This window comes from Klebsiella sp. 64, assembly GCF_018223915.1.
GTDB lineage: Bacteria > Pseudomonadota > Gammaproteobacteria > Enterobacterales > Enterobacteriaceae > Klebsiella > Klebsiella pneumoniae.
In genome coordinates this window covers 163,732-187,685 of record NZ_JAGRQZ010000003.1, presented here as the reverse complement: position 1 = coordinate 187,685, position 23,954 = coordinate 163,732, and the positions used below count along the sequence as shown (strand labels likewise).

General features: G+C 59.4%; 18 protein-coding genes and 1 riboswitch. Of the genes, 7 read left to right on the top strand and 11 right to left on the bottom strand.

Annotation, left to right across the window (positions count from 1 at the left end; genetic code table 11):
• Positions 1 to 10: 10 nt before the first annotated feature.
• Positions 11 to 1,375, top strand: a complete 1,365-nt coding sequence (locus tag KHQ23_RS04005; RefSeq protein ID WP_002888345.1) for a 2-hydroxycarboxylate transporter family protein — start codon at positions 11 to 13, stop codon at positions 1,373 to 1,375.
• A 179-nt stretch (positions 1,376 to 1,554) separates the two neighbouring features.
• On the top strand, positions 1,555 to 2,094 hold the full coding sequence (citX, locus tag KHQ23_RS04000) for a citrate lyase holo-[acyl-carrier protein] synthase (RefSeq protein ID WP_002888347.1): 540 nt from the start codon (positions 1,555 to 1,557) through the stop codon (positions 2,092 to 2,094).
• Between the two features lie 74 nt (positions 2,095 to 2,168).
• Here citX and rluA read toward each other — a convergent pair whose 3' ends face one another.
• The 6 genes from rluA to araB all read right to left on the bottom strand — a co-directional run bounded on the left by rluA (position 2,169) and on the right by araB (position 12,523).
• Entirely contained in the window at positions 2,169 to 2,828 is a 660-nt protein-coding gene (rluA, locus tag KHQ23_RS03995; protein ID WP_002888348.1) for a bifunctional tRNA pseudouridine(32) synthase/23S rRNA pseudouridine(746) synthase RluA, read from the bottom strand.
• 12 nt (positions 2,829 to 2,840) lie between these two features.
• Positions 2,841 to 5,747 carry an RNA polymerase-associated protein RapA gene (gene rapA, locus KHQ23_RS03990; protein WP_023287243.1) on the bottom strand — a complete coding sequence of 969 codons (2,907 nt, stop codon included), beginning with the start codon at positions 5,745 to 5,747 and terminating at the stop codon, positions 2,841 to 2,843.
• A gap of 187 nt (positions 5,748 to 5,934) precedes the next feature.
• Complete coding sequence (polB, locus tag KHQ23_RS03985; protein ID WP_020317174.1) at positions 5,935 to 8,292, bottom strand: DNA polymerase II; 2,358 nt, start codon at positions 8,290 to 8,292, stop codon at positions 5,935 to 5,937.
• 175 nt (positions 8,293 to 8,467) lie between these two features.
• Positions 8,468 to 9,163, bottom strand: a complete 696-nt coding sequence (araD, locus tag KHQ23_RS03980; RefSeq protein WP_002888353.1) for an L-ribulose-5-phosphate 4-epimerase — start codon at positions 9,161 to 9,163, stop codon at positions 8,468 to 8,470.
• A 137-nt stretch (positions 9,164 to 9,300) separates the two neighbouring features.
• A complete protein-coding gene (gene araA, locus KHQ23_RS03975) occupies positions 9,301 to 10,803 on the bottom strand; it encodes an L-arabinose isomerase (RefSeq protein ID WP_004177424.1) in 1,503 nt (500 codons plus the stop codon).
• A 10-nt stretch (positions 10,804 to 10,813) separates the two neighbouring features.
• On the bottom strand, positions 10,814 to 12,523 hold the full coding sequence (gene araB, locus KHQ23_RS03970) for a ribulokinase (protein ID WP_004177423.1): 1,710 nt from the start codon (positions 12,521 to 12,523) through the stop codon (positions 10,814 to 10,816).
• A gap of 337 nt (positions 12,524 to 12,860) precedes the next feature.
• On the opposite strand from araB, the gene araC reads away from it, so the two are divergent.
• Together araC and KHQ23_RS03960 are read left to right on the top strand one after the other, a co-directional pair.
• Positions 12,861 to 13,706 (top strand): arabinose operon transcriptional regulator AraC, encoded by an 846-nt coding sequence (araC, locus tag KHQ23_RS03965; RefSeq protein ID WP_004145972.1) that lies wholly within the window; start codon positions 12,861 to 12,863, stop codon positions 13,704 to 13,706.
• Between the two features lie 128 nt (positions 13,707 to 13,834).
• Positions 13,835 to 14,602, top strand: coding sequence for a DedA family protein (locus KHQ23_RS03960; protein ID WP_002888373.1), 768 nt, complete (start codon positions 13,835 to 13,837; stop codon positions 14,600 to 14,602).
• Here KHQ23_RS03960 and thiQ read toward each other — a convergent pair.
• The 4 genes from thiQ to sgrR all read right to left on the bottom strand — a co-directional run bounded on the left by thiQ (position 14,589) and on the right by sgrR (position 19,788).
• Positions 14,589 to 15,290: a thiamine ABC transporter ATP-binding protein ThiQ gene (gene thiQ / locus KHQ23_RS03955; protein ID WP_004145970.1), complete on the bottom strand. Its 702-nt coding sequence runs from the start codon at positions 15,288 to 15,290 to the stop codon at positions 14,589 to 14,591. The genes KHQ23_RS03960 and thiQ overlap by 14 nt on opposite strands.
• Complete coding sequence (gene thiP, locus KHQ23_RS03950) at positions 15,274 to 16,884, bottom strand: thiamine/thiamine pyrophosphate ABC transporter permease ThiP (protein ID WP_004147039.1); 1,611 nt, start codon at positions 16,882 to 16,884, stop codon at positions 15,274 to 15,276. The genes thiQ and thiP overlap by 17 nt, the downstream gene beginning before the upstream one ends.
• Positions 16,860 to 17,843 (bottom strand): thiamine ABC transporter substrate binding subunit, encoded by a 984-nt coding sequence (gene thiB / locus KHQ23_RS03945; protein WP_002888444.1) that lies wholly within the window; start codon positions 17,841 to 17,843, stop codon positions 16,860 to 16,862. Before thiB ends, thiP begins: the two co-directional genes overlap by 25 nt.
• A 32-nt stretch (positions 17,844 to 17,875) precedes the next feature.
• Positions 17,876 to 18,095, bottom strand: a riboswitch (TPP riboswitch).
• Between the two features lie 37 nt (positions 18,096 to 18,132).
• Positions 18,133 to 19,788, bottom strand: a complete 1,656-nt coding sequence (sgrR, locus tag KHQ23_RS03940; RefSeq protein WP_002888446.1) for an HTH-type transcriptional regulator SgrR — start codon at positions 19,786 to 19,788, stop codon at positions 18,133 to 18,135.
• An 87-nt stretch (positions 19,789 to 19,875) separates the two neighbouring features.
• On the opposite strand from sgrR, the gene sgrT reads away from it, so the two are divergent.
• Together sgrT and KHQ23_RS03930 are read left to right on the top strand one after the other, a co-directional pair.
• Positions 19,876 to 20,028 (top strand): glucose uptake inhibitor SgrT, encoded by a 153-nt coding sequence (gene sgrT / locus KHQ23_RS03935; RefSeq protein WP_002888448.1) that lies wholly within the window; start codon positions 19,876 to 19,878, stop codon positions 20,026 to 20,028.
• Positions 20,029 to 20,295: 267 nt separating this feature from the next.
• Positions 20,296 to 21,480 (top strand): sugar efflux transporter, encoded by a 1,185-nt coding sequence (locus KHQ23_RS03930; protein ID WP_004147046.1) that lies wholly within the window; start codon positions 20,296 to 20,298, stop codon positions 21,478 to 21,480.
• A 33-nt stretch (positions 21,481 to 21,513) separates the two neighbouring features.
• Here the strand turns inward: KHQ23_RS03930 and KHQ23_RS03925 are convergent, their stop codons facing one another.
• Entirely contained in the window at positions 21,514 to 22,824 is a 1,311-nt protein-coding gene (locus tag KHQ23_RS03925) for an MFS transporter (protein ID WP_023287246.1), read from the bottom strand.
• Between the two features lie 231 nt (positions 22,825 to 23,055).
• Here KHQ23_RS03925 and KHQ23_RS03920 point away from each other — a divergent pair, with 231 nt between their 5' ends.
• A complete protein-coding gene (locus tag KHQ23_RS03920) occupies positions 23,056 to 23,952 on the top strand; it encodes a LysR family transcriptional regulator (RefSeq protein ID WP_032435575.1) in 897 nt (298 codons plus the stop codon).
• The last annotated feature ends 2 nt before the right edge of the window (positions 23,953 to 23,954 follow it).

Genomic DNA, 23,954 nt, shown 5'->3' with positions numbered 1-23,954 from the left:
GGCTGAATTTATGAGCACCACAGACAATGCATTCTCTGCAACCCTTGAACCGATCGATACGCCGAAAACCACGCTCAAGCAGCGCTGGTGGCATATTATGGATAACTGGAAGGTGGGGATCGTCCCGCTGCCGCTGTTTCTGCTGGCCGGAGGACTGATTGCCCTCGACTGCCTTGGCGGCAAACTGCCGAGCGATATCGTGGTGATGGTGGCCACCCTGGCTTTCTTTGGCTTCGCCTGCGGCGAGTTTGGTAAACGCCTCCCGGTGCTGGGGAAACTCGGTGCGGCGGCGATCTGCGCCACCTTTATTCCTTCCGCGCTGGTCCACTATGGTCTGCTGCCTGACGTGGTTATTGAATCCACGACCAAATTCTATAAATCCACTAACATCCTCTATCTCTATATCTGCTGCATCATTGTCGGCAGCATCATGAGTATGAACCGCACCACGCTGATTCAGGGCTTTCTGAAGATCTTCTTCCCGATGCTGTGCGGCGAAGTGGTCGGCATGCTGGTGGGCATCGGCGTCGGCACGCTGCTGGGCATGGAGCCGTTCCAGGTGTTCTTCTTTATCGTGCTGCCGATTATGGCCGGCGGCGTGGGAGAGGGGGCGATCCCGCTGTCAATGGGTTATGCCGCGCTGATGCATATGGAGCAGGGCGTGGCCCTGGGCCGGGTATTGCCGATGGTGATGCTTGGCAGCCTGACGGCGATCGTCATCTCCGGCTGCCTCAACCAGCTCGGCAAGCGCTTCCCGCATCTGACCGGCGAAGGGCAACTGATGCCGAACCGCAGCCATGAAACCCGCAGCCTCAGCGAGAGCGAAGGCGTGAGCGGTAAGACCGACGTTGGGACCCTCGCCTCCGGCGCGCTGCTGGCGGTACTGCTGTATATGATGGGGATGCTCGGCCACAAACTGATTGGTCTGCCGGCGCCGGTAGGCATGCTGTTCCTCGCGGTGCTGTTAAAGCTGGCTAACGTGGTGTCTCCGCGTCTGCAGGAGGGGTCGCAGATGGTGTATAAATTCTTCCGCACCGCGGTCACCTACCCGATCCTCTTTGCCGTCGGCGTGGCGATCACCCCGTGGCAGGAACTGGTAAACGCCTTCACTTTAACCAACCTGCTGGTGATCGTCAGTACCGTCTCCGCGCTAGTGGCGACCGGTTTCCTGGTTGGTAAAAAGATAGGGATGCACCCGATCGATGTGGCGATTGTTTCCTGTTGCCAGAGCGGGCAGGGCGGCACCGGCGATGTGGCGATCCTGACCGCCGGCAACCGCATGAGCCTGATGCCGTTCGCGCAGATCGCTACCCGCATCGGCGGGGCGATAAATGTCTCGCTGGGGTTGCTGTTCCTCAGCCATTATCTGGCGTGATATAACGCTACGCTCAGCGATAAATCTGCTATTTTCCGCTACAGAACGCCGAAAATATCTGCGTTCTGTATCCTAAATGCTCCGCATTTAGCGTTACAATCAGCGCGCGATCGGCTATCGCAACCATCATCATGACAGTCCAGGCGCTGTCGTATTTATCATATGTAGGAGAGGAATTAATGTCAGTGGATACTCCCGCCCAGGCGGGCGTCAGCATCGACGCATTGCTGGCGGCGAAAGAGCAGCGTGCAGCCCGCCAGGCCGACTGGTTGGCCCATTATCAGCAGCCTGTTATTTCCCTGACCCTGGTGACCCCGGGGGCGGTGAAGGACAGCATTCGCTATCGCAATATGATGGGCGTTGCCCTCCAGGCCTGCGATCAGCTGCTGTGGAAGCACCGCTGGCAAACGCTGGATCGTCAGGTGCTATGGCTGCCGACCGGGCCAGAAGCGCTGTGGTGCGTAGCGCATCCGGCCAGCGAAATCAAAGCGATGTGCAGTACGCTGGAGCAGAGCCATCCGCTGGGACGCCTGTGGGATATCGATGTAATCTGTCCGCAGAACGGGCTGGTGGGACGCCAGTCGCTGGGCGAATCGCAGCGCCGCTGCCTGCTGTGCGATGAGCCGGCGCACGCCTGTGCGCGCAGCCGTCGTCACGACACCGATCTCGTCGTCGCCCGCGTTGAGCAGATGATTGACGCGTGGTTCGCCCGCGATTAATCGGGATTGTTTTCTGTATCCTCACTAATCCGAGTTGCACGCAGCCAACCCGCATGCAACTCGAAGTATGAGCGTTAAAAGTCGATCGGCGCGCGAAAGGTCATCGCGTTGCCGTAGGCAGGATGGGTGATGGTGAGCGTCTCGGCGTGCAGCAGCAGGCGCGGGGCCATCGCCAGCGCCTCCGGCGTGGCATAGAAGCGGTCGCCAAGGATCGGATGCCCCAGCGCCAGCATATGCACGCGCAGCTGGTGCGACCGTCCGGTAATCGGCTTCAGGCGCACGCGGGCGGTGTTATCTTCTGCGTACTCCAGCACCTCATATTCGGTTTGCGCCGCTTTGCCGGTTTCATAGCACACCTTCTGCTTTGGCCGGTTCGGCCAGTCGCAAATCAGCGGTAAATCCACGAGGCCTTCCGCCGGCTGCGGATGGCCCCAGACGCGGGCGACGTACTGCTTCTTCGGCTCGCGCTCGCGGAACTGACGCTTCAGTTCACGCTCGGCGGCTTTATTCAGCGCCACCACAATCACGCCGCTGGTGGCCATATCCAGGCGATGCACCGATTCGGCCTGCGGGAAGTCGCGCTGAATGCGCGTCATCACGCTGTCTTTATGCTCCTCAAGACGACCGGGGACGGACAACAAGCCGCTCGGCTTGTTGACCACCATGATGTGCTCATCCTGATACAGGATCACCAGCCAGGGATCCTGCGGCGGATTGTAGTTTTCCATCGCCATGTTCGCGTTCCGTTACTGGTGAGTGACGACGATCAGACGCAGCGCGTCCAGACGCCATCCGGCCTGCGCCAGCGCATCCATCACCTGCTGACGGTTGCTTTCGATCGCCGCCAGTTCGTCGTCACGGATGTTCGGGTTCACCGCCTTCAGCGCTTCCAGACGCGACAGCTCCGCCGTCAGCTTTTCATCGGCTTCGTTACGCGCCGCGTCGATCAGCCCCTGCGCCGCTTTGGCGATCTGCGCTTCACCCTGCTGCAGAATCGCGTGAACGTCCTGCTGCACCGCATTGACCAGCTTGCTACCGGTATGGCGGTTGACCGCGCTCAGCTGGCGGTTGAAGCTTTCGAACTCCACCTGCGCGGCGAGGTTGTTGCCGTTTTTATCCAGCAGCATGCGAACCGGGGTCGCCGGCAGGAAGCGGTTGAGCTGCAGCTGCTTCGGCGCCTGCGCTTCGACGACATAGATCAGCTCCAGCAGCAGGGTGCCGACCGGCAGCGCCTTGTTCTTCAGCAGCGAAATGGTGCTGCTGCCGGTATCGCCGGAAAGGATCAGGTCCAGACCGTTGCGTATCAGCGGGTGTTCCCAGGTAATAAATTGCGCATCTTCACGCGACAGCGCCACGTCACGTTCGAAGGTGATGGTGCAACCGTCTTCCGGCAGGCCCGGGAAATCCGGCACCAGCATATGGTCGGAAGGGGTGAGGACGATCAGGTTTTCACCGCGGTCGTCCTGGTTGATGCCGACGATATCGAACAGGTTCATCGAGAAAGCGATCAGGCTGGTGTCGTCATCCTGCTCTTCGATGCTCTCCGCCAGGGCCTGGGCTTTCTCGCCGCCGTTGGAGTGGATCTCCAGCAGACGGTCGCGGCCCTGCTCCAGCTGCGCCTTCAGGGCATCATGCTGTTGGCGGCAGGATTTGATCAGATCGTCAAAGCCGTCGATGGATTCCGGCGCCGCAAGATAGTTGATCAGTTCATCGTGCACGCTGTCGTAGACGGTGCGACCGGTCGGGCAGGTATGTTCGAAGGCGTCGAGCCCTTCGTGATACCAGCGCACCAGCACCGACTGCGCGGTTTTTTCCAGGTACGGAACGTGGATCTGGATATCGTGCGCCTGGCCGATACGGTCGAGACGACCGATACGCTGCTCCAGCAGATCCGGGTTAAACGGCAGGTCGAACATCACCAGGTTGCTGGCGAACTGGAAGTTGCGTCCTTCGGAGCCGATCTCGGAGCACAGCAGCACCTGGGCGCCGGTGTCTTCTTCAGCAAACCACGCCGCGGCGCGGTCGCGTTCGATAATCGACATCCCTTCATGGAACACCGCGGCGCGGATGCCTTCGCGCTCGCGCAGCACCTGTTCCAGCTGCAGGGCGGTGGCGGCCTTAGCGCAGATTACCAGCACCTTCTGCGAGCGATGGCTGGTCAGGTAACCCATCAGCCACTCGACGCGCGGGTCGAAGTTCCACCAGGTACCGGTATCACCTTCAAATTCCTGATAGATCTGCTCCGGATAGAGCATGTCGCGCGCGCGCTCTTCCGCGGTTTTGCGCGCGCCCATAATGCCGGACACTTTGATGGCCGTCTGGTACTGGGTCGGCAGCGGCAGACGAATGGTGTGCAGCTCGCGTTTCGGGAAACCTTTGACGCCGTTACGGGTATTACGGAACAGCACGCGGCTGGTGCCGTGGCGGTCCATCAGCATCGAGATCAGCTCCTGGCGCGCGGCCTGGGCATCTTCGCGATCGCTGTTGGCGGCCTGCAGCAGCGGCTCGATATCCTGCTCGCCGATCAGATCGCCCAGGGTATTGAGTTCGCTATCGCTCAGCTTGTTGCCCGCCAGCAGCAGCGCGACGGCGTCGGCCACCGGACGGTAGTTCTGCTGTTCTTCGACAAACTGTTCAAAATCGTGGAAGCGGTTCGGATCCAACAGACGCAGGCGCGCAAAATGGCTCTCCATTCCCAGCTGTTCCGGCGTCGCGGTCAGCAGCAGGATACCCGGCACGCGCTCAGCCAGCTGTTCAATAGCCTGATATTCACGGCTCGGCGCCTCTTCGCTCCACACCAGGTGGTGCGCTTCGTCGACCACCATCAGGTCCCACTCGGCGTCGCACAGGTGCTCCAGGCGCTGCTTGCTGCGACGCACGAAGTCTAAAGAGCAGATCACCAGCTGTTCGGTTTCGAACGGATTGTAGGCATCGTGCTGCGCTTCGGCGTAGCGCTCGTCGTCGAACAGCGAGAAACGCAGGTTGAAACGGCGCAGCATCTCCACCAGCCACTGGTGCTGGAGGGTTTCCGGGACCACGATCAGCACGCGCTCTGCGGCGCCGGAGAGCAGCTGCTGGTGCAGGATCATCCCGGCTTCAATGGTTTTACCTAAGCCCACTTCATCGGCCAGCAGGACGCGCGGCGCGTGACGACGGCCCACATCGTGGGCAATATGCAGCTGGTGCGGGATCAGGCTGGTGCGCTGGCCGCGCAGGCCGCTCCACGGCATGCGGTACTGTTCGCTCTGGAACTTGCGCGCGCGGTAGCGCAGGGCAAAGCGATCCATGCGGTCGATTTGGCCGGCGAACAGGCGGTCCTGCGGTTTGCTGAATACCAGTTTGCTGTCGAGCAGCACTTCACGCAGGGTGACGTTCGTTTCCTGGGTGTCCAGGCGGGTGCCAGTGTAGGACAGCAGCCCGTTCTCTTCATTCACTTTGTCAACGTGGAGCTGCCAGCCTTCATGGCTGGTGATGGTGTCGCCCGGGTTAAACATTACGCGGGTGATCGGGGAATCGTTGCGAGAGTACAGACGGTTTTCGCCGATGGCGGGGAAAAGGAGAGTGACCATGCGCGCATCCAGCGCTACCACCGTCCCTAATCCTAGTTCGCTCTCTGTGTCGCTAATCCAGCGTTGACCAAGTGTAAAAGGCATATATGTTCGGCTCTTTAGTTCTTTAATTGCAGGCAATAGTTGATCATCTCCATTAACAATCGGAGATGCGTCAAAATTGGGGCCAGGAATGGAAAGGGCGCTATATTACTGGATGGCAGAACGTTCGTCACGTTCTCCTCACGCTTCATTTTTAGGCTTTCGTGCCCGTGGAATGGGTGACAAAAAATCAAAATAGCCCCAACTGTCCTGTCACTATTGTAGCAAAGTCATCGTTGACGAAGGGCAGGATCCCTTCCGCCACCGGCTGCAACTGCTTTGTTAAATAGTGATCGTAATCGAGCGGCGACTGCTGGTAATCCACCGGCTCCGGGCCGCTGGTGGTCCAGACGTATTTGATGGTGCCGCGCTGCTGATACTGCTGCGCCCGCCCAAGCTTCAGGTTGTGTTCATCGGCAAGCCGGGCGGCGCGCACGTGCGGCGGTACGTTGCGCTGATACTCCGCCAGCGGCCGGCGCAGGCGTTTGCGATAAACCAGCTGTTCGTCGAGCTCGCCGTTCATCAGCCTGGCGATAGTCTCCCGCACATAATCCTGATACGGCTGGTTGCGGAAGATGCGCAGGTATAACTCCTGTTGAAACTGCTGGGCCAGCGGCGTCCAGTCGGTACGCACCGTTTCCAGCCCCTTAAACACCATGCGCTGGGCATCGCCCTCCTGAATCATCCCGGCATAGCGCTTCTTGCTGCCGGTATCGGCGCCGCGGATCGTCGGCATTAAAAAGCGGCAGAAGTGGGTTTCATACTCCAGCTCCAGGGCGCTGGTAAGCTGGCTTTTGCTAAGCTCCTGCGCCCACCAGGCGTTGACATCGCTGACCAGCTCGCGGCCGATCTCCGCCGCCTGGGCTTCGCTGTGCGGGCGCTTAAGCCAGACGAAGGTGGAGTCGGTATCGCCGTAGATAACGTCATAGCCTTTGGCTTCAATTAACGCTTTGGTCTGGCGCATGATCGCATGGCCGCGCATGGTGATCGACGAGGCGAGACGCGGGTCGAAGAAGCGGCAGGCGCTGGTCCCCAGCACGCCGTAAAAGGCGTTCATAATGATCTTGAGCGCCTGGGAGAGCGGCTTATTGTGCTGGCGTTTGGCTTCATCCCGTCCGTGCCAGATCTGGCTGACAATCCCCGGCAGGCAGTGCTTATCTCGCGAGAAGCGGGCGCCGAGGAAGCCCTCGATACTGTGCTGGTCATCGGGTTGCGCCAGCCCTTCAACCAGGCCGACCGGATCGATTAAAAAGGTACGAATAATCGACGGATACAGGCTTTTATAGTCCAGCACCAGCACCGAGTCATACAGGCCGGGGCGGGAGTCCATCACGTAGCCGCCGGGGCTCGCCTGCGGCGGTACGTCGCCGAGATTCGGCGCCACGTAGCCCAGGCGGTGCATGCGCGGGAAATAGAGATGGCTGAAGGCGGCGACCGAGCCGCCGTGGCGGTCGGCGGGCAGACCGTTGACCGTCGCCCGTTCGAGCAAAAACGGCATGATCTCCGTTTTGTGGAAGATCCGCGTCACCAGCTCGCAATCCTGCAGGTTATAGATGGCCAGCGCCGGTTTGTCTTCATGAAAGCGGCGATCGATCTCATCCATCCGATCCCATGGGTTGTCGATGGCTTTGCCTTCTCCCAGCAGCTCGCGGGCCACCGCCTCCAGCGAAAAGGAGGAGAAATTCCAGAACGCCGATTTTAGCGCGTCGATGCCGTCGATAATCAGCCGCCCGTTGGCCTGGGCGAAAAAGACGCCGTTCTTAAAGCCGTGCTCACGCCACTCCAGCTCGCTGTTGCCGCGGCCGAGCCGCAGCGGGATGCGATAGCGTTCGGCGTGCTTTTGCAGAACGCGCAGATCGAACTGCACTACGTTCCAGCCGATCAGCACGTCGGGGTCGTGTTCGGCAAACCAGGCGTTGAGCTTTTCCAGCAGCAGGGGACGGCTGGCGGTGAAGACCAGCTCGAAGTCGACGTCTGGCGGCGTTTCCGGTTCGGGGCCCAGCATGTAGACCACCCGCTGGCCGCAGCCTTCCAGACCGATGCAGTACAGCTCGCCGTGGCGGCTGGTTTCGATATCCAGCGACACCCATTTCAGCGGCGGACGATAGTCAGGGTTCGGCTTCATGCGCGCGTTGACCAGCTGCGAGCCGCGCGTTTCGCCTTCCACCCACACCGGGGCGGTGATAAAGCGCTCCATCAGATAGCGCTCCGGCGGGCGGATATCGCCTTCGTAAACGGTGACGCCGCTGTCGCGGAGCATCTTCTCCAGACGCATCAACTGGCGATGGGCGCGGCAGTAGAGGCCAACAATTGGCTGACGGTGGAAATCTTTCAGGGCCAGCGGGGCGAAGCGGAGCCCTTTCTCCCCCTGCAGCAGCCGTTCAGCCTGCGCCCGCTGCGCTTCGGGAATAAAGGCGACGGACTCCTGCGGCGGGAGGGTGACCTGCAGCGGACCGTCGTCGGTGGCCAGCCAGAAGGAGAGCTCGGTGCCCTGCGGAGTGTCCCGCCAGTGACGGGTGAGTAAAAATCCTGCTCGTGGCTGGGTCACGGGTATTCTCGCCGATAAAAAACCAGGCCTGATTATAGCCTGGTTTCATGAAGGGTGCTGGGGTTTTATACAGGTGTTCGGCGCTAATGTTGCCCCGGATTGCGGCTTGCGCCTTATCCAGGCTACCAGATGGCGCAGAGCCCTGGCCCTGCTAAGCGCAGCGCGAGCAGGGTGATTATTGGCCGTAGTAGGCTTTGGCCCCGTGCTTACGCAGATAGTGCTTATCCAGCAGGGTCTGCTGCATAGCCGGCAGCTGCGGCGCCAGCTGGCGGCAGAAAATCCCCATATAGGCGATCTCTTCCAGCACGATGGCGTTATGCACCGCGTCTTCGGCGTTCTTGCCCCAGGCGAACGGGCCGTGGGAATGGACCAGCACGCCGGGCATCTGCGCCGGGTCGATTCCCTGCTGGCGGAAGGTTTCGACAATCACGTTGCCGGTTTCCCACTCATAGTCGCCGTTGATCTCCGCATCGGTCATTAACCTGGTGCAGGGCACCGGGCCATAAAAGTAGTCGGCATGGGTAGTGCCGGTCGCGGGAATAGATTGCCCGGCCTGCGCCCAGATGGTGGCGTGGCGCGAATGGGTATGCACAATGCCGCCCAGCGTCGGGAAGGCCTGATACAGCAGGCGATGGGTCGGGGTATCCGACGAGGGCTTTTTATTACCCTCTACCACTTCGCCGCTCTCCAGACTGACCACCACCATATCGTCGGCGGTCATCACGCGGTAATCCACACCGGAGGGTTTGATCACGAACACCCCTTTCTCGCGGTCGACGGCGCTGACGTTGCCCCAGGTTAAGGTCACCAGATTATGCTTTGGCAGAGCCAGGTTAGCTTCCAGCACCTGGCGTTTAAGATCTTCTAACATAGTGTGCTCCGAATAGCAGGCGAGTCGGGTATCCCTCACCCCGACCCTCTCCCGGCGGGAGAGGGAGAAAGGCGGCATGGCGCCCGGTCGGTCCCCTCTCCCCAACGGGGAGAGGGGAAGGGTGAGGGGACGGCCTCTTAGCGTTTTGAACCGTAATACACTTCATTCCAGCGCAGCGCGTCCTTGAAGGACGGCAGACGGGTATCGTTGTCGATGACGGTCAGCTCGATATCATGCAGCTCGGCGAACTGGCGCATATCGTCGAGGTTCAGCGCATGGCTGAAGACGGTATGGTGCGCGCCGCCGGCGATGATCCAGGCTTCCGACGCGGTACGCAGATCCGGCTGCGCTTTCCACAGGGCGTTGGCCACCGGCAGCTTCGGCAGATCGTGCGGCGTTGGGACGGTTTCGATGGTATTGACCAGCAGACGGAAGCGGTCTCCCAGGTCGATCAGGCTGGCGACGATCGCCGGGCCGGTTTGAGTATTGAAGATCAGGCGCGCTGGATCCGCTTTGCCGCCGATGCCCAGCGGCTGAACGTCGAGGATCGGTTTCTCGGCGGTGGCGATCGTCGGGCACACTTCCAGCATGTGCGAGCCGAGCACCAGATCGTTACCATTGTCGAAGTGGTAGGTGTAATCCTCCATAAAGGAGGTGCCGCCCTGCAGACCAGTTGACATCACCTTCATGATGCGAAGCAGAGCGGCGGTTTTCCAGTCGCCCTCGCCGGCAAAGCCGTAGCCCTGCTGCATCAGGCGCTGTACGGCGAGACCCGGGAGCTGTTTCAGGCCGTGGAGATCTTCAAAGGTGGTGGTAAAGGCGTGGAAACCGCCCTGTTCGAGGAAGCGTTTCATCCCCAGCTCAATGCGCGCGGCGTCCAGCACGTTCTGGCGCTTCTCGCCGTGAACCTGCGCCGCCGGGGTCAGACGGTAGCTGCTCTCATATTCATCGACCAGGGCGCTGATATCGCCGTCGCTGATGCTGTTCACCACCTGCACCAGATCGCCGACCGCCCAGGTGTTCACCGAGAAGCCAAACTTAATCTGCGCGGCGACTTTATCGCCGTCGGTCACCGCCACTTCGCGCATGTTATCGCCGAAACGGCACACTTTCAGATGACGGGTATCCTGTTTGGAGACCGCCTGACGCATCCAGCCGCCGATACGCTGGTGGGCCTCTTTATCCTGCCAGTGGCCGGTGACCACGCTGTGCTGTTGGCGCATGCGGGCGCCGATGAAGCCGAACTCGCGGCCGCCGTGCGCGGTCTGGTTCAGGTTCATAAAGTCCATATCAATGCTGTCCCACGGCAGCGCGGCGTTGTACTGAGTATGGAACTGCAGCAGCGGCTTATTGAGGATGGTCAGGCCGTTGATCCACATTTTTGCCGGCGAGAAGGTATGCAGCCAGACCACTAACCCGGCGCATTTGTCATCGTAGTTGGCGTCGCGGCAGATATGGGTGATCTCGTCCGGGGTGGTGCCCAGCGGCTTAAGGACCAGTTTGCACGGCAGTTTGGCTTCCGCATTCAGGCTGTTCACCACATGTTCGGCATGCTTCGTCACCTGGCGCAGGGCTTCCGGGCCGTACAGATGTTGGCTGCCAATAACGAACCATACTTCATAGTTATCAAAAATCGTCATTTTCGTATCCTTAATGGGTGAGCGCTGCCTGAGATTGCGGGGCTTTTTCCGCCTTTGCAGCCGAAGGGAGATAGTGTTGTTCCGCGCTGACCGACCATTGCTGGTAGCGCTGATAGAGTTGTTCGAAACGCTGTGCCTGCGCCGGACGCGGCTGCAGGGTAGTTTCCACCTGGCTTGCCATCCGCTGTTGGGCGGCTGGAATATCCTCATAGACGCCGGCGGCGACGGCGGCGAAGATAGCCGCCCCCAGCGCGCAGCACTGATCGGAGGCGACAATCTGCAGCGGACGGTTCAGCACGTCGCAGCAGGCCTGCATGATGACCTGGTTTTTCCGCGCGATACCGCCAAGCGCCATGACGTTGTTAACCGGGATCCCCTGCTCGGTGAAGCACTCCATAATGGCGCGAGCGCCGAAGGCGGTGGCGGCGATCAGACCGCCGAACAGCGCCGGCGCGTCGGTGGCCAGGTTAAGGTCGGTGATCACCCCTTTCAGGCGCTGGTTGGCATTCGGCGTGCGGCGGCCGTTGAACCAGTCGAGCACCACCGGCAGATGCTCCAGCGATGGATTGTTGGCCCAGGCTTCGGTGAGCGCCGGCAGTAACTGTTTTTGGCTGGCTTTGATTTGCTCGCGCAACGCCGGCTGCTGCTGAGCCAGCTGCTCCAGCGGCCAGCCGAGAATGCGGCCAAACCAGGCGTAAATATCGCCGAAGGCGGACTGGCCTGCCTCCATGCCGATAAAGTGTGGAACCACGCTGCCGTCGACCTGGCCGCAGATGCCTTTGACCGTGCGCTCGCCGACGCTCTCTTTATCGGCGATCAGAATGTCGCAGGTGGAGGTGCCGATGACTTTCACCAGCGCGTTAGGCTGCGCGCCGGCGCCAACGGCGCCCATGTGGCAGTCGAAGGCGCCGCCGGAGATGGCCACACTCTGTGACAGACCCAGGCGCTGGGCCCACTCTGCGCTCAGCGTGCCGACCGGCACATCGGCCGTCCAGGTATCGGTGAACAGCGGCCAGGCCAGATGCTGGTTGATGATGGGATCAAGCTCATCGAAGAAGCTGGCCGGCGGCAGACCGCCCCAGCTCTCATGCCACAGCGATTTATGTCCGGCGCTGCAGCGGCCGCGGCGCAGATCCTGCGGACGCGTAGTACCGGAGAGCAGGGCGGGCACCCAGTCGCAGAGCTCTACCCACGAGGCGGCTGCCTGGGCGACGGCGCTATCTTCGCGGGTGACGTGGAGGATTTTGGCCCAGAACCATTCGCTGGAGTAGATCCCGCCGATATAGCGCGAGTAATCCTCTTTGCCCGGCTGGTGGCACAGGCGGGTGATCGCCTCGGCTTCCTCGACCGCGGTGTGATCCTTCCACAGGACAAACATGGCGTTAGGGTTGTCAGCGAATTCTTCGCGCAGCGCCAGCACGTTGCCCTCGGCATCGACGGGAGCCGGAGTTGAGCCGGTGCTGTCGACGCCAATGCCCACGACGTCGGCGCGCTGTTCGGCGCTCAGCGAAGCGAGCACGCTTTTCAGCGCCGCTTCCATGGACTCGATGTAATCTCGCGGGTGATGGCGGAAGCGGTTGTTAGCGCCATCGCAATACTGTCCTTCCCGCCAGCGCGGATACCACTCCACGCTGGTCGCCAGCTCTGCGCCGGACGCGCATTCCACCGCCAGAGCGCGGACTGAGTCACTACCAAAGTCGAGGCCAATCGCAATTGCCATCTTGTTACTCCATGCAGAAATCATTCATGCAGCAACAGTAGATATCCCCGGCAAAATCCGTCAGGCCGGATTCGCTAATCTTATGGATTATTTTGCTGTTACCTTGCAAAGTGTGACGCCGTGCAAATATTCGATGTGGACTTTTCTGCCGTATTTATAGACACTTTTGTTACCCGGCATATCACGGTGGAATGCACGCTACTGGCGCTTTTTTCGCTTGCTGTGCGGGTTTTTCGCCAAATTCCCACCGCCGTCGCAGTCGCGACAGGGCCGAGAGCGATAAAATGATGAATATGGACAATTGGTGCCACTGATACCTTCGGGGAGAACCACGCGTATGGCCGAAACGCAAAACGATCCGCTGCTGCCGGGCTACTCTTTTAACGCTCATCTGGTCACCGGCCTGACGCCGATTGAGGCGCAGGGATACCTGGATTTCTTTATCGACCGCCCGCTGGGTATGAAAGGCTATATTCTCAATCTGACGATTCGCGGCGAGGGGGTGATCAACAACCACGGCGAACAGTTTGTCTGCCGGCCGGGCGATATGCTGCTGTTCCCGCCCGGGGAAATTCATCACTATGGCCGCCATCCCGACGCCAGCGAGTGGTATCACCAGTGGGTCTACTTCCGCCCGCGCGCCTACTGGCACGAGTGGCTCAACTGGCCAACGATTTTTGCCCAGACCGGCTTTTTCCGTCCGGATGAACAGTGGCAGGCGCGCTTTGGCGAGCTGTTCGGCCAGATCGTTGATGCCGGGCAGGGGGCGGGGCGCTATTCCGAACTGTTGGCGATAAACCTGCTGGAACAGCTGCTGCTGCGGCGGATGGAGGCGATCAACGAATCGCTGCATCCGCCGCTGGACAACCGGGTGCGCGACGCCTGCCAGTACATCAGCGACCATCTGGCGGACAGCCATTTTGATATCGCCAGCGTCGCCCAGCACGTCTGCCTGTCGCCCTCGCGTCTGTCGCACCTGTTCCGCCAGCAGCTGGGGGTCAGCGTCCTCGGCTGGCGGGAGGATCAGCGCATCAGCCAGGCCAAACTGTTGCTCAGCACCACGCGGATGCCGATCGCCACCGTTGGGCGCAACGTCGGCTTCGAAGATCAGCTCTATTTTTCCCGCGTGTTTAAAAAATGCACCGGGGCCAGCCCGAGCGAATTCCGCGCGGGTTGTGAATAAAAAGTAAAGAAAGTGAAATGATGACCCGCTTAAATGTCACAGCCAGTAAACTATTAAGACAATTGATGGCTTGACGACGGCGCGATGGCTTCGGAGAATCCGGGCTTCGTTTTTTAACCGGGTACATTATGCAAGCATTGCTCGAACACTTTATTACCCAATCCACGGTCTACTCATTGTTAGCCGTGATGCTGGTGGCCTTTCTCGAGTCGCTGGCGCTGGTGGGGCTTATCTTACCCGGCACGGTGATGATGGCTGGCCTTGGGGCGCTCATCGGCGGCGGCGAAGTTAACTTCTGGCAGGCGTGGCTGGCGGGGATTGTCGGCTGCCTGCTGGGCGACTGGATCTCATTCTGGCTCGGCTGGCGCTTTAAGAAGCCGTTGCACCGCTGGTCGTTTATGAAGAAAAACCGCGCCCTGCTGGAGAAAACCGAGCATGCGCTGCATCAGCACAGCATGATCACCATTCTGATTGGCCGCTTTGTCGGACCGACGCGTCCGCTGGTGCCAATGGTCGCCGGGATGCTCGACCTGCCGGTGGCCAAGTTCGTGCTACCGAATATTATCGGCTGCCTGCTCTGGCCGCCGCTCTATTTCCTTCCGGGCATTCTCGCCGGGGCGGCGATTGATATTCCGGCTGATGAAAACAGCGCCAGCTTTAAATGGCTGCTATTGGGGGCGGCGCTGCTGGCCTGGCTGGCGGGATGGCTGTGCTGGCGGCTGTGGCGGAGCGCGAAAACCTCAGGCGATCGGCTGACCCGCTGGCTGCCGCGCGGCCGACTGCTGTGGCTGTCGCCTCTGATGGTCGCGCTGGCGGCTACAGCGTTAACATTTGTCTTCCGCCATCCGCTGATGCCGGTCTATCTGGCGATCCTGCACAAAGTCATCGCGCGCTGATCCCCATCAAATGCGAGGCGCTGCTGTGGCCGCTTAACAGCTCGGCGGTGGCGCCATCCCAGACAATGCGCCCTTCGGCGACCACCATCGAGCGCGGCGCGATGCGCGCGGCGTCCTCTACGCTGTGGGAGACCATCAGCAGGGTGAGCTGCTGCTGCTCGCAGACATCGGCGACCAGGGACAGCATCTCCTGGCGCAGCGCCGGATCGAGCGCCGAGAAGGGTTCATCCAGCAGCAGCACCGGCTGCTGGCGCACCAGACAGCGGGCCAGCGCCGCGCGCTGCCGCTGACCGCCGGAGAGCTCGCCGGGCAGACGTTCCAGCAGCGCATCAATTCCCATCTGTCCAGCTATCGCCGTGACCTGCGCCTGCTGCTCGCGGCTCAGTTTAAGGCCTGGGTGGATCCCGAGGCTGATATTTTGTCGAATGGTCAGATGGTTAAACAGGTTATTCTCCTGAAACAACATCGAGACCGGACGCTGCGCCGGCGGCGTCGCGTTATGCGCCTCGCCGTTAATCAGCAGGCTGCCGCTGGCGGGCGGCAGAAACCCGGCGATTAGATTCAGCAGGGTGCTCTTTCCGGCGCCGCTGGGACCGAGCACCGCGATGCGCTCCCCGCGCGCGACGTCGAGGGTGAAGCGCATCGGCAGATGCTGGTATAGCCAGGTCACATCATTGAGTTTTAGCATCACGCCCCGGAAGTTTTTCAATCAGCGTAAACAACAAGAAACAGAGCAGCAGCAGGAGCAGGGCGGTGACGGCCCCGTCCTGGCTGCGGTAGGCGCCTATCTGCTGGTATAGATAGAAAGGCAGGGTGCGGAACGCCTCGTTGCCGAACAGCGCCACCACGCCGAAATCGCCAATCGACAGTACGCAGGCGAAGGCGAGCGCCTGGGCCAGCGGGCGCCGGAGAGCGCGAAGCTCGACCACCCGCAGCCGGGCAAAGCCTTCAATACCCAGCGACTGGCACAGCATGCTGTAGCGGGCGGCAATGTCGCGCATCGGGTTTTCCAGTACTTTCAGCGCATAGGGGATCGCCATCAGGGCATTAGTGAAGATGACGATGCCGTCGGCGGACTCCGGCAGGCCGATAGTGTTATTGAGCAGCAGGAAGAAGCCGGTCGCCAGCACAATTCCCGGCATCGCAAGGATCAGCATGCCGCTCAGCTCCATTGCCTGCCCGGCCAACGGCCGCTGGCGAGCGCGCAGCTCCCGGCTGCTCCATAACAGCATCATCGTCAGGGTCACGCTCAATAGCCCGGCGGCGATGGCGATGCGTAGAGAGGTGCTCAATGCCTGCCAGAGCGCTGGCTGCGCCAGCACGTCCAGCATATTACGGTTGATCCCGTCGACGATGACCGCCAGCAGCGGCGGGAGCAGCAGCAGCAGGGCGGCGCCGATCAGCAACCCGTCGCTCAGGCGGCTATGCAGGCGATCGTCAGGGTCGCGCCAGCCGCGCACATGGCTGACGCCGATGGCGACGGCTTTACTCAGACGCTGGCTAAGCAGCACCAGCCCAAGGCAGCAGAGCATCTGGATCAGCGCCAGCATTGCCGCTCGCGCCGGATCGTAGTCAAAGCTCAGCGCCTGGTAGATAGCCAACTCGATCGTGGTGGCTTTCGGGCCGCCGCCCAGCGAGAGCACGGTGGCGAAGCTGGCGAAGCAGAGCATAAAAATCAGCGCGGCGACGGCGGGAATGTGCCGGCGCAGCCACGGCCATTCGACGAGGCGGAAGAAGGCATAGCCGCGCATGCCAAGCTGGGCGGCAATTTGCCGCTGCTCGCCGGGAATGTTCTCCAGCGCCTGCAGCAGCAGGCGGGTCGCCATCGGCATATTGAAAAAGACGTGCGCCAGCAGGATGCCCTGCAGACCGTAGGGCGAGAACTCCCATTGCCAGCCGAGCGCGTGAAATAGTGAGGCCAGCCAGCCCTGGCGGCCATAGACGCTGAGGATACCGAACACCGCCACCAGCACCGGCAGGATCAGGGTCATCGCGCACAGGCGCAGCAGCAGCGTACGGCCCGGGAAGCGACGCCGATAAAGCGCGCGGGCGAGAAAGATGGCTGGTCCCACCGAGATCAGCGCTGACAGCGACGCCTGCCAGAAGGAGAAGCGGACCACATGCCACAGGTAGCTATCGCTGAAGACCGATTGCCAGCCCGCGCCGGGGGCGCTAAACCACAGCGCCAGAAACGCCGCCAGCGCGACAGCGCACAGCAGCGTAGCGGCGAACAGGCCCGGCATCAGCCCGCGAAGGTTTAGCGGCTGACGGCGCGTTGCCATGCGCTAATCCAGGTTTGACGCTCGCTAGCGACCTGCTGCGGGGTAAAGGACAGGGTGGTCTGCGGCTTCACCAGGGTATCAAACCCGGCCGGCAGGGTGACCTGGGTCACCGGATACATCCAGTTGCCGGTAGGGATGGCGTTCTGGAAGCCAGGAGATACCATAAATTTGAGGAATTTTTCCGCCAGTTCCGGCTGCTTGCTGGCGGCGGTACGCGCGGCAACTTCGACCTGCAGATAGTGGCCCTCGGCGAAGCTCGCCGCCGCATAGTTGTCTTTCTTCTCTTCAATCATGTGGTAGGCCGGCGAGGTGGTATAGCTCAACACCAGGTCGCTTTCCCCTTTCAGGAACAGGCCATAGGCTTCGCTCCAGCCTTTGGTGACGGTAACGGTTTTCGCGGCCAGCTTCTGCCAGGCCTCGGGCGCTTGATCGCCATAGACCTTTTGCATCCACAGCAGCAGGCCCAGTCCCGGGGTGCTGGTACGCGGATCTTCATAGATGACCCGCCATTTTTGCGGGCCCTCGACCAGCTCTTTCAGGCTCTTCGGTGGATTAGCCAGTTTGTTTTTGTCATAGACGAAGGCGAAATAGCCGTAGTCGTAGGGAACAAAGGTGTCATTATCCCAGCCGCCCGGCACGCTGACCGCGCTGGCGGGTACGTTGCTTTTGGCAAACAGTTTACTCTGCGCCGCGGCTTCCAGCAGGTTGTTATCAAGGCCAAGCACAACGTCGGCCTTGCTGTTTTTGCCTTCCATGCGCAGGCGATTCAGTAGCGAAACGCCATCTTCCAGCGCGACGAACTTCAGCTCGCAGCCGCACTCCGCTTCAAAGGCTTTTTTGACCGCCGGGCCGGGGCCCCAGTCGGCAGAGAAGGAGTCATAGGTATAGACGGTAAGAACAGGCTTAGCCAAAGCGGGCATGGCGACCAGCGCCAGCAGCGGGAGTAATTTTTTCAACACTTTGCACCTCAGAAAAAAGGGGTGGCAAAGGATTTTGAGTGAGCCTCAAATCCCTTCGCCGGCGTTATCCGGATCAGGTTCGACGGGTATTTTCTCAGCCCATGCGCTTCATCCTTCAAGCCGCATCTGCGTTAGCTTCGCGCGTTCACCCCAGTCACATAGTTATCTATGCTCCAGGGGATTCACCCGCTTGCTGCCTTGATGCAACTTGAATGATATTGCGTATGTTTATTAGCACCCCGTTGAGAACGGCCTTAGTGTAATGATTTTGTCAGATGACGGAAAGCGCTTACGGCTCCGGCGGCGCAAACCATGCGGATTTAAAATCGAACCAGCCGAGGGTATTCATCCTCACGCCGCGCATACTGCGCTGACCCTGAATCATCAGCCAGTGGTGGATCAGCGGCACGATATGTTGCCCGGCCAGCAGCCGCTGGCTCCAGGTGGCCGGATTAAACTCTCCTGCTCGCCAGCGGCAGGCGTCTGCCTGCCAGTCAATGGGAATGCAGCGCTGAATCAGCGGGACTTCGTACAGATAGGCGAAGAGCGAAAATTCGATCGGTAAGGTGAAGTTCACGCTGTTGAGCCAGATATCGCTGACCACCTCGCCGCGATGCCAGGCATCGTACTCCAGCTCCTGGATCTCCAGCTTTACCTGATGCGCCGTCAGCAGGTCGCGCATGATCCCGCCGATCACCCGATGTTCGACGTGATCGCGGTAGTAGGTAAGGGTGACTGTCTCCAGCCCCGCCGGCTTCTCGCAGGCGTGGTTGCTGGCGTGATGCCAGCGCGGCAGCAGGCCGTAGGCGGGAAACCAGTTGCCCTGGTAGTGTTCGCCCGCATGGTAGAGCAGGTTGGCGGGCTGAAACAGATAGCTTAGCCAGCGGCGCACCGCGTCGTTGGCCCCCAGCGGGCTTCGCGAGTCGAACAGCAGGTAATAGCAGCCCTCTTCCAGGCGACTCTCCACCGCTTTTTCGCTTTCGGTATTGCCCTGCAGCGTCAGGCCGCCGTTGGGCTCTTCGCTAATCTCCGGCAGCACCCAGACGTTCACCTCATCGATCAGCGCCCGGTAGCCAAAATAGTCCTCAAAGGCATGGATCTTGAGCTGATTCTGGTTGTTACGCACCACGGCATAGGGGCCGGTGCCGACCGGCATGGAGGAAAAGTGGTTCATGGTCTGCCACTCCTGCGGCAGCACCATCGCCGGCACCTGCCCCAGCAGCCAGGGCAGCCAGCGGTCGGGCTGGCGCAGATGAATATCCAGGGTCCAGGCGGTGGGCGATTCGATGCGTTCGATATGTGAATAGAGCGGCAGGGCATTGCTGCGCTGCAGAGAGGCGATCACATCGGCCATCTCCAGCTCACGGCCATGGTGAAAATGGATGCCCGGGCGGAGGAAAAAGCGCCAGTGGGTGGGCGACAACTGCTGCCAGTGGTGGGCAATATCGGCTTCCAGTTCCCCATTTTCCTCATTTACCCGCGTCAGGGCGCTGAAAATCTGCCGGGCAATATGCGTTTCCGAACGCCGCAGCGCGCTACCGGGCAGCAAATTCTTCATTGGTCGGTAGTAGAGCACGCGCAGGATGTGCCGCCCCTGGCGGAAGCTGCGGCCGAGATGCGAGACCAGCATCTGGCGGACGGCAGCCTTATCGCCGACCAACTGCACCAGCTGATCGATGCGATCCTGCTCAAGGAGATCTTCGGCACGTTGCTGCTGCAGGGCGAGGCCGGTATAGAGAAAGGTTAGCCGCGAACGCTTGCCGCGGCCTGCCTCCGCTTCCCAGGTCAGCCAGCCGCGGGACTCCATCATATTGAGCAGGGTGCGCATATGGCGGCGCGAGCAGCTCAGCATTTCCGCCAGCTCGTTAAGGGTGGTCTCCTGCGACTTGCCGTCGCAGCACTGCCATAGGCGAATGAACTGTTGTTGCAGACGGCCGGAAGACATAAAAGGGGAACTCCTGCGCAAAACTCAGCAATTTATTACTTCCTATATTAAGCCAATAATGAATCCCGATGAAGCGAGGAGGTGAATATGATGAGGTCTACCGCAAAATCGTTCTACCAACGCTACTTTTCTGCGACGCAGGAAGCGTCCTGGCTGGCCCGCCTGATGGCAGGACGACAGCAGGAAATTCTGGGGGAACTGATGCAGTGGGGAGTGACGTCAACGACCTCTGATCATTGACTTGCAGACATCATGTGTGACTGAGTATTGGTGTTATACTCGTCGTTTTTCAAACTGCAGGTGCGCTGTCGATGTTTCCTGGGCCGTATGTTCTGGCTGCGTGATTCGCCTCTACGGGACTCACCTTTTCAGGGCCAGCGCGAGCGCGGCGCAAAATGGTTAACCGTTTTGTCCTGCAGCATGAAATCCATAGAGTATAGAATCACCCGCCAGCAGAATGCCTCTGCTGGCTTTTTTCGTTTTCTTCGCGTGTGTTAAGGACATTCCATGCTGTGGTTGATGACGATGGGACGACGGCTTAACGGCGTCTATGCCGCCTTTATGCTGGTTGCTTTTATGATGGGCGTGGCGGGCGCGTTGCAGGCGCCGACGTTGAGTTTGTTTCTTAGCCGCGAAGTGGGGGCGCAACCGTTCTGGGTGGGCCTGTTCTATACCGTAAACGCCATCGCCGGGATCCTGGTTAGCCTGTGGCTGGCCAAGCGCTCCGATAGCCGCGGCGACCGGCGGCGGTTGATTATGTTCTGCTGTCTGATGGCGGTGGGTAATGCGCTGCTGTTTGCCTTCAACCGCCACTATCTGACGCTGATCACCTGCGGCGTGATGCTGGCATCCATTGCCAACGCCGCCATGCCGCAGCTCTTCGCGCTGGCGCGGGAGTACGCCGACAGCTCGGCGCGGGAAGTGGTGATGTTCAGCTCGGTCATGCGCGCCCAGCTGTCGCTGGCTTGGGTGATTGGCCCGCCGCTGGCCTTTATGCTGGCGCTCAACTATGGCTTCACCACCATGTTCTCCATTGCGGCGGGCATTTTTGTCATTAGCCTCGCTCTGATTGCCATCAAACTGCCTTCGGTTCCGCGTGTGGAACAGCCCTCGGAGGAGGCGGCGGCGCTAGCGCAGGCCGGCGGCTGGCAGGACAAGAACGTGCGTATGCTGTTTATCGCCTCCACCCTGATGTGGACCTGCAACACCATGTACATCATTGATATGCCGCTGTGGATCAGCAGCGATCTCGGGCTTCCCGACAGCCTGGCCGGGATCCTGATGGGCACTGCCGCCGGGCTGGAGATACCGGCGATGATCCTCGCCGGCTACTACGTAAAGCGCTTTGGCAAACGTAAAATGATGGTGGCGGCGGTGGCCGCCGGCGTGTTGTTTTATGCCGGACTGATCCTGTTTCATGGTCGCACGGCGCTGCTGGCTCTGCAGCTGTTCAATGCCATCTTTATCGGCATTATCGCCGGGATAGGCATGCTGTGGTTCCAGGATTTAATGCCGGGACGGGCGGGAGCGGCGACCACCCTGTTCACCAACAGTATTTCCACCGGCGTGATCCTTGCCGGCGTGATGCAGGGGGCGCTGTCCCAGAGCTATGGTCACGCCAGCGTCTACTGGACGATCGCGGCCATTTCGCTGGTGACGCTGTTTTTGACCAGCAAGGTGAAGGATATCTGACTACTCGCCCCGGCATCGCCGGGGCGACCAGGCCTACTTGAGTTCGATACGCTTAATGTCGCCGATGATAAAAATGTAGGCAATCACCCCAATCAGCGCCGTCAGGCCGACGTAGATCAGCGCGTAAAAGAAATTACCCGTGGCGGAAATAATCACACCAATTATCAGTGGTGCGATAATCGAGGCCATATTGGCACAGAAATTAAATATGCCGCCGGTGAGGCCTGCCATATTTTCCGGGGCAATATCAGAAATTAAGGTCCAGCCCAGACCGACCATCCCCTGGCCAAAAAAAGCCACCGACATGATAATAATTACGGTGCTATTGGCGCTTACCCAATTCGCCGCGATAATACAGCTGGACAGCAATAAACCGGAAATTATTGGTAACTTTCGACTGATGTTGACGGAGCCGGTTCGCTTCAACAACCGGTCGGAGATCCAGCCGCCGAAGAGGATGCCAATCGCGGCGGCAAGGAAGGGCCAGGTGGCGAAGAAGCCGACGTGCAGCCATGGAAGATGGCGCTCGTTGGCGAGGTAGCTGGGAAACCACGTCAGGAAAAAGACCAGTGTGGTGTTGCCGGCGAACTGACCCAGGCTGGCGCCGAGGATCTGGCGACAGCCCAGCAGGCGTCTGGCGTCACGCCAGTTAAATGGAACGTTCTGGATTTTATTGTTAATGCTGCTTGCGCCGATATACTCCAGCTCCGCTTGATTAGCCGTGCGCGATTCATGCGGTTCATGATAAAAACGCCACCACACTAAAGTAAATAAAATACCTAATCCGCCGGTGAGGAAAAAAAGCGTTCTCCAGCCATGATGTTCGAGAATTAAAAATAACAGCGGCGAGAAAGCGGCCAGCCCTATATATTCACCAACTGTATATGTTGCCGTTGCCCGCGCGCGCTCATGCTGAGGGAACCAGGTGCTGACGATGCGGCTGTTGGCCGGAAAGCAGGGCGCTTCGCTGACGCCGAGTCCCAGGCGCAGAAGCAGCAGGGATTTTAGGCCGAGGGTGAAACTTTGCAGCAGGGTAAACAGCGACCAGAAGAAAATTGACAGGGCATAGGTCAGTTTGTTGCCAAAGCGGTCTAAAAACATCCCGCCGGGGATCTGCGCCAGCGCATAAGTCCAGGCGAAGGCGGAGAAGATGATGCCCATCATCGCCGGATCGATATGGATTTCTTTGCTTAACTGTGGCGCTACAATACCCAGGATGGTACGGTCGAGATAATTGATCATCGTTCCGACGGAGAGTAGCAGCAGAATAACTATCCGTACGCGGCTTCTTTTTTTCGCCCCCGATGTGGAAGTGAGGACTTCCTGAGAGTTTGACATACTCATAGCGAGTTCCTTTAAAGTTTAAAATATTTTTGCATATATTCTAATATGCAAAAATATCTCAAGGAGCTATAGGTAGCATCTATGAATGGCAATGCCTTGTGGCACATTCATGCCCTTCGTCAAATAATATTTGATGTAACGCCGATATTTACCCGTTCATGCGCATTATTGGTAGCTTGCATGGTATATTAGCGTCAGTGCATTTATTCTTATATTATACGGGTAAAAATAATGAACCTAAAGCAACTTTATTATTTTAAACGTCTGTCTGAAACTGAGCATTACACCGAAGCCGCCTCCAGTCTGTGCATCACCCAGCCCTCGCTAAGCCACGCGATATCGGAGCTGGAGAAGGAGTTAGGGGTCGCGCTATTCGCCAGACAGGGGCGGAACGTAAAAATTACCCAAAACGGCAAGCGTTTTTTGCCGTATGTTGAAGATGCGCTGGCCTCGCTGGAGAACGGACGCATGATATTGCAAAAAAATGGCGCTGAGAATAAAGAGAATATTCGCATCGCCTTTATTTACACGATGGGGGAGTATGTTGTTCCACAGTTAATTAATAAATATTCTCTTTCACCTGAATGTCACAATGTGACTTTTTCTTTTACTCAAGGGACATCGCTGACGCTGTTGCAGGAGCTGAAGGCCGGAAAAGTCGATCTGGCGATCTGCTCTTATATTGCCGATGAACCCGATATCGATTTTATTCCGGTGATCCAGCAGGAACTGGTGGTGGTCACGGCAAAGGATCATCCGCTGGCCCGGCTATATGAACATGAAGTCGATCTGGTGGAGACGATTCATTATCCGTATATCTATTTTTCAGAAAATAGCGGCTTACGTCCGTTTATCGATAATGTATTTATGCAGCAAAAGCTGGTGCCGGAGATCGCCTGCTATGTGGATGAGGATACGGCGATGGCCGGGCTGGTGAGTATTGACTACGGGATCGCGATTATGCCGCGCATTACCGCGCTCTCCTATTACAACGTCCATATCCTGAAGATTAAAAACACCATCCCCCCCCGCTATATCTATCTGGCGACCATGAAAGACAAGGGGCTCTCTCCGGCGCTGGAGTCATTTAAAAATGTGATTATCCACGATAGCCAGAAGATCTGTTAACG

Excerpts from the sequence above, each read along its gene's own strand:
- citX (WP_002888347.1), top strand. The coding sequence starts at position 1,555 with ATGTCAGTGGATACTCCCGCCCAGGCGGGCGTCAGCATCGACGCATTG.
- sgrT (WP_002888448.1), top strand. The coding sequence starts at position 19,876 with ATGATGAGGTCTACCGCAAAATCGTTCTACCAACGCTACTTTTCTGCG.
- KHQ23_RS03930 (WP_004147046.1), top strand. The coding sequence starts at position 20,296 with ATGCTGTGGTTGATGACGATGGGACGACGGCTTAACGGCGTCTATGCC.
- araA (WP_004177424.1), bottom strand. The coding sequence starts at position 10,803 with ATGACGATTTTTGATAACTATGAAGTATGGTTCGTTATTGGCAGCCAA.
- KHQ23_RS03960 (WP_002888373.1), top strand. The coding sequence starts at position 13,835 with ATGCAAGCATTGCTCGAACACTTTATTACCCAATCCACGGTCTACTCA.
- rluA (WP_002888348.1), bottom strand. The coding sequence starts at position 2,828 with ATGGCGATGGAAAACTACAATCCGCCGCAGGATCCCTGGCTGGTGATC.
- araD (WP_002888353.1), bottom strand. The coding sequence starts at position 9,163 with ATGTTAGAAGATCTTAAACGCCAGGTGCTGGAAGCTAACCTGGCTCTG.
- KHQ23_RS03925 (WP_023287246.1), bottom strand. The coding sequence starts at position 22,824 with ATGAGTATGTCAAACTCTCAGGAAGTCCTCACTTCCACATCGGGGGCG.
- KHQ23_RS04005 (WP_002888345.1), top strand. The coding sequence starts at position 11 with ATGAGCACCACAGACAATGCATTCTCTGCAACCCTTGAACCGATCGAT.
- thiP (WP_004147039.1), bottom strand. The coding sequence starts at position 16,884 with ATGGCAACGCGCCGTCAGCCGCTAAACCTTCGCGGGCTGATGCCGGGC.
- araB (WP_004177423.1), bottom strand. The coding sequence starts at position 12,523 with ATGGCAATTGCGATTGGCCTCGACTTTGGTAGTGACTCAGTCCGCGCT.
- rapA (WP_023287243.1), bottom strand. The coding sequence starts at position 5,747 with ATGCCTTTTACACTTGGTCAACGCTGGATTAGCGACACAGAGAGCGAA.
- araC (WP_004145972.1), top strand. The coding sequence starts at position 12,861 with ATGGCCGAAACGCAAAACGATCCGCTGCTGCCGGGCTACTCTTTTAAC.
- thiQ (WP_004145970.1), bottom strand. The coding sequence starts at position 15,290 with ATGCTAAAACTCAATGATGTGACCTGGCTATACCAGCATCTGCCGATG.
- KHQ23_RS03920 (WP_032435575.1), top strand. The coding sequence starts at position 23,056 with ATGAACCTAAAGCAACTTTATTATTTTAAACGTCTGTCTGAAACTGAG.
- sgrR (WP_002888446.1), bottom strand. The coding sequence starts at position 19,788 with ATGTCTTCCGGCCGTCTGCAACAACAGTTCATTCGCCTATGGCAGTGC.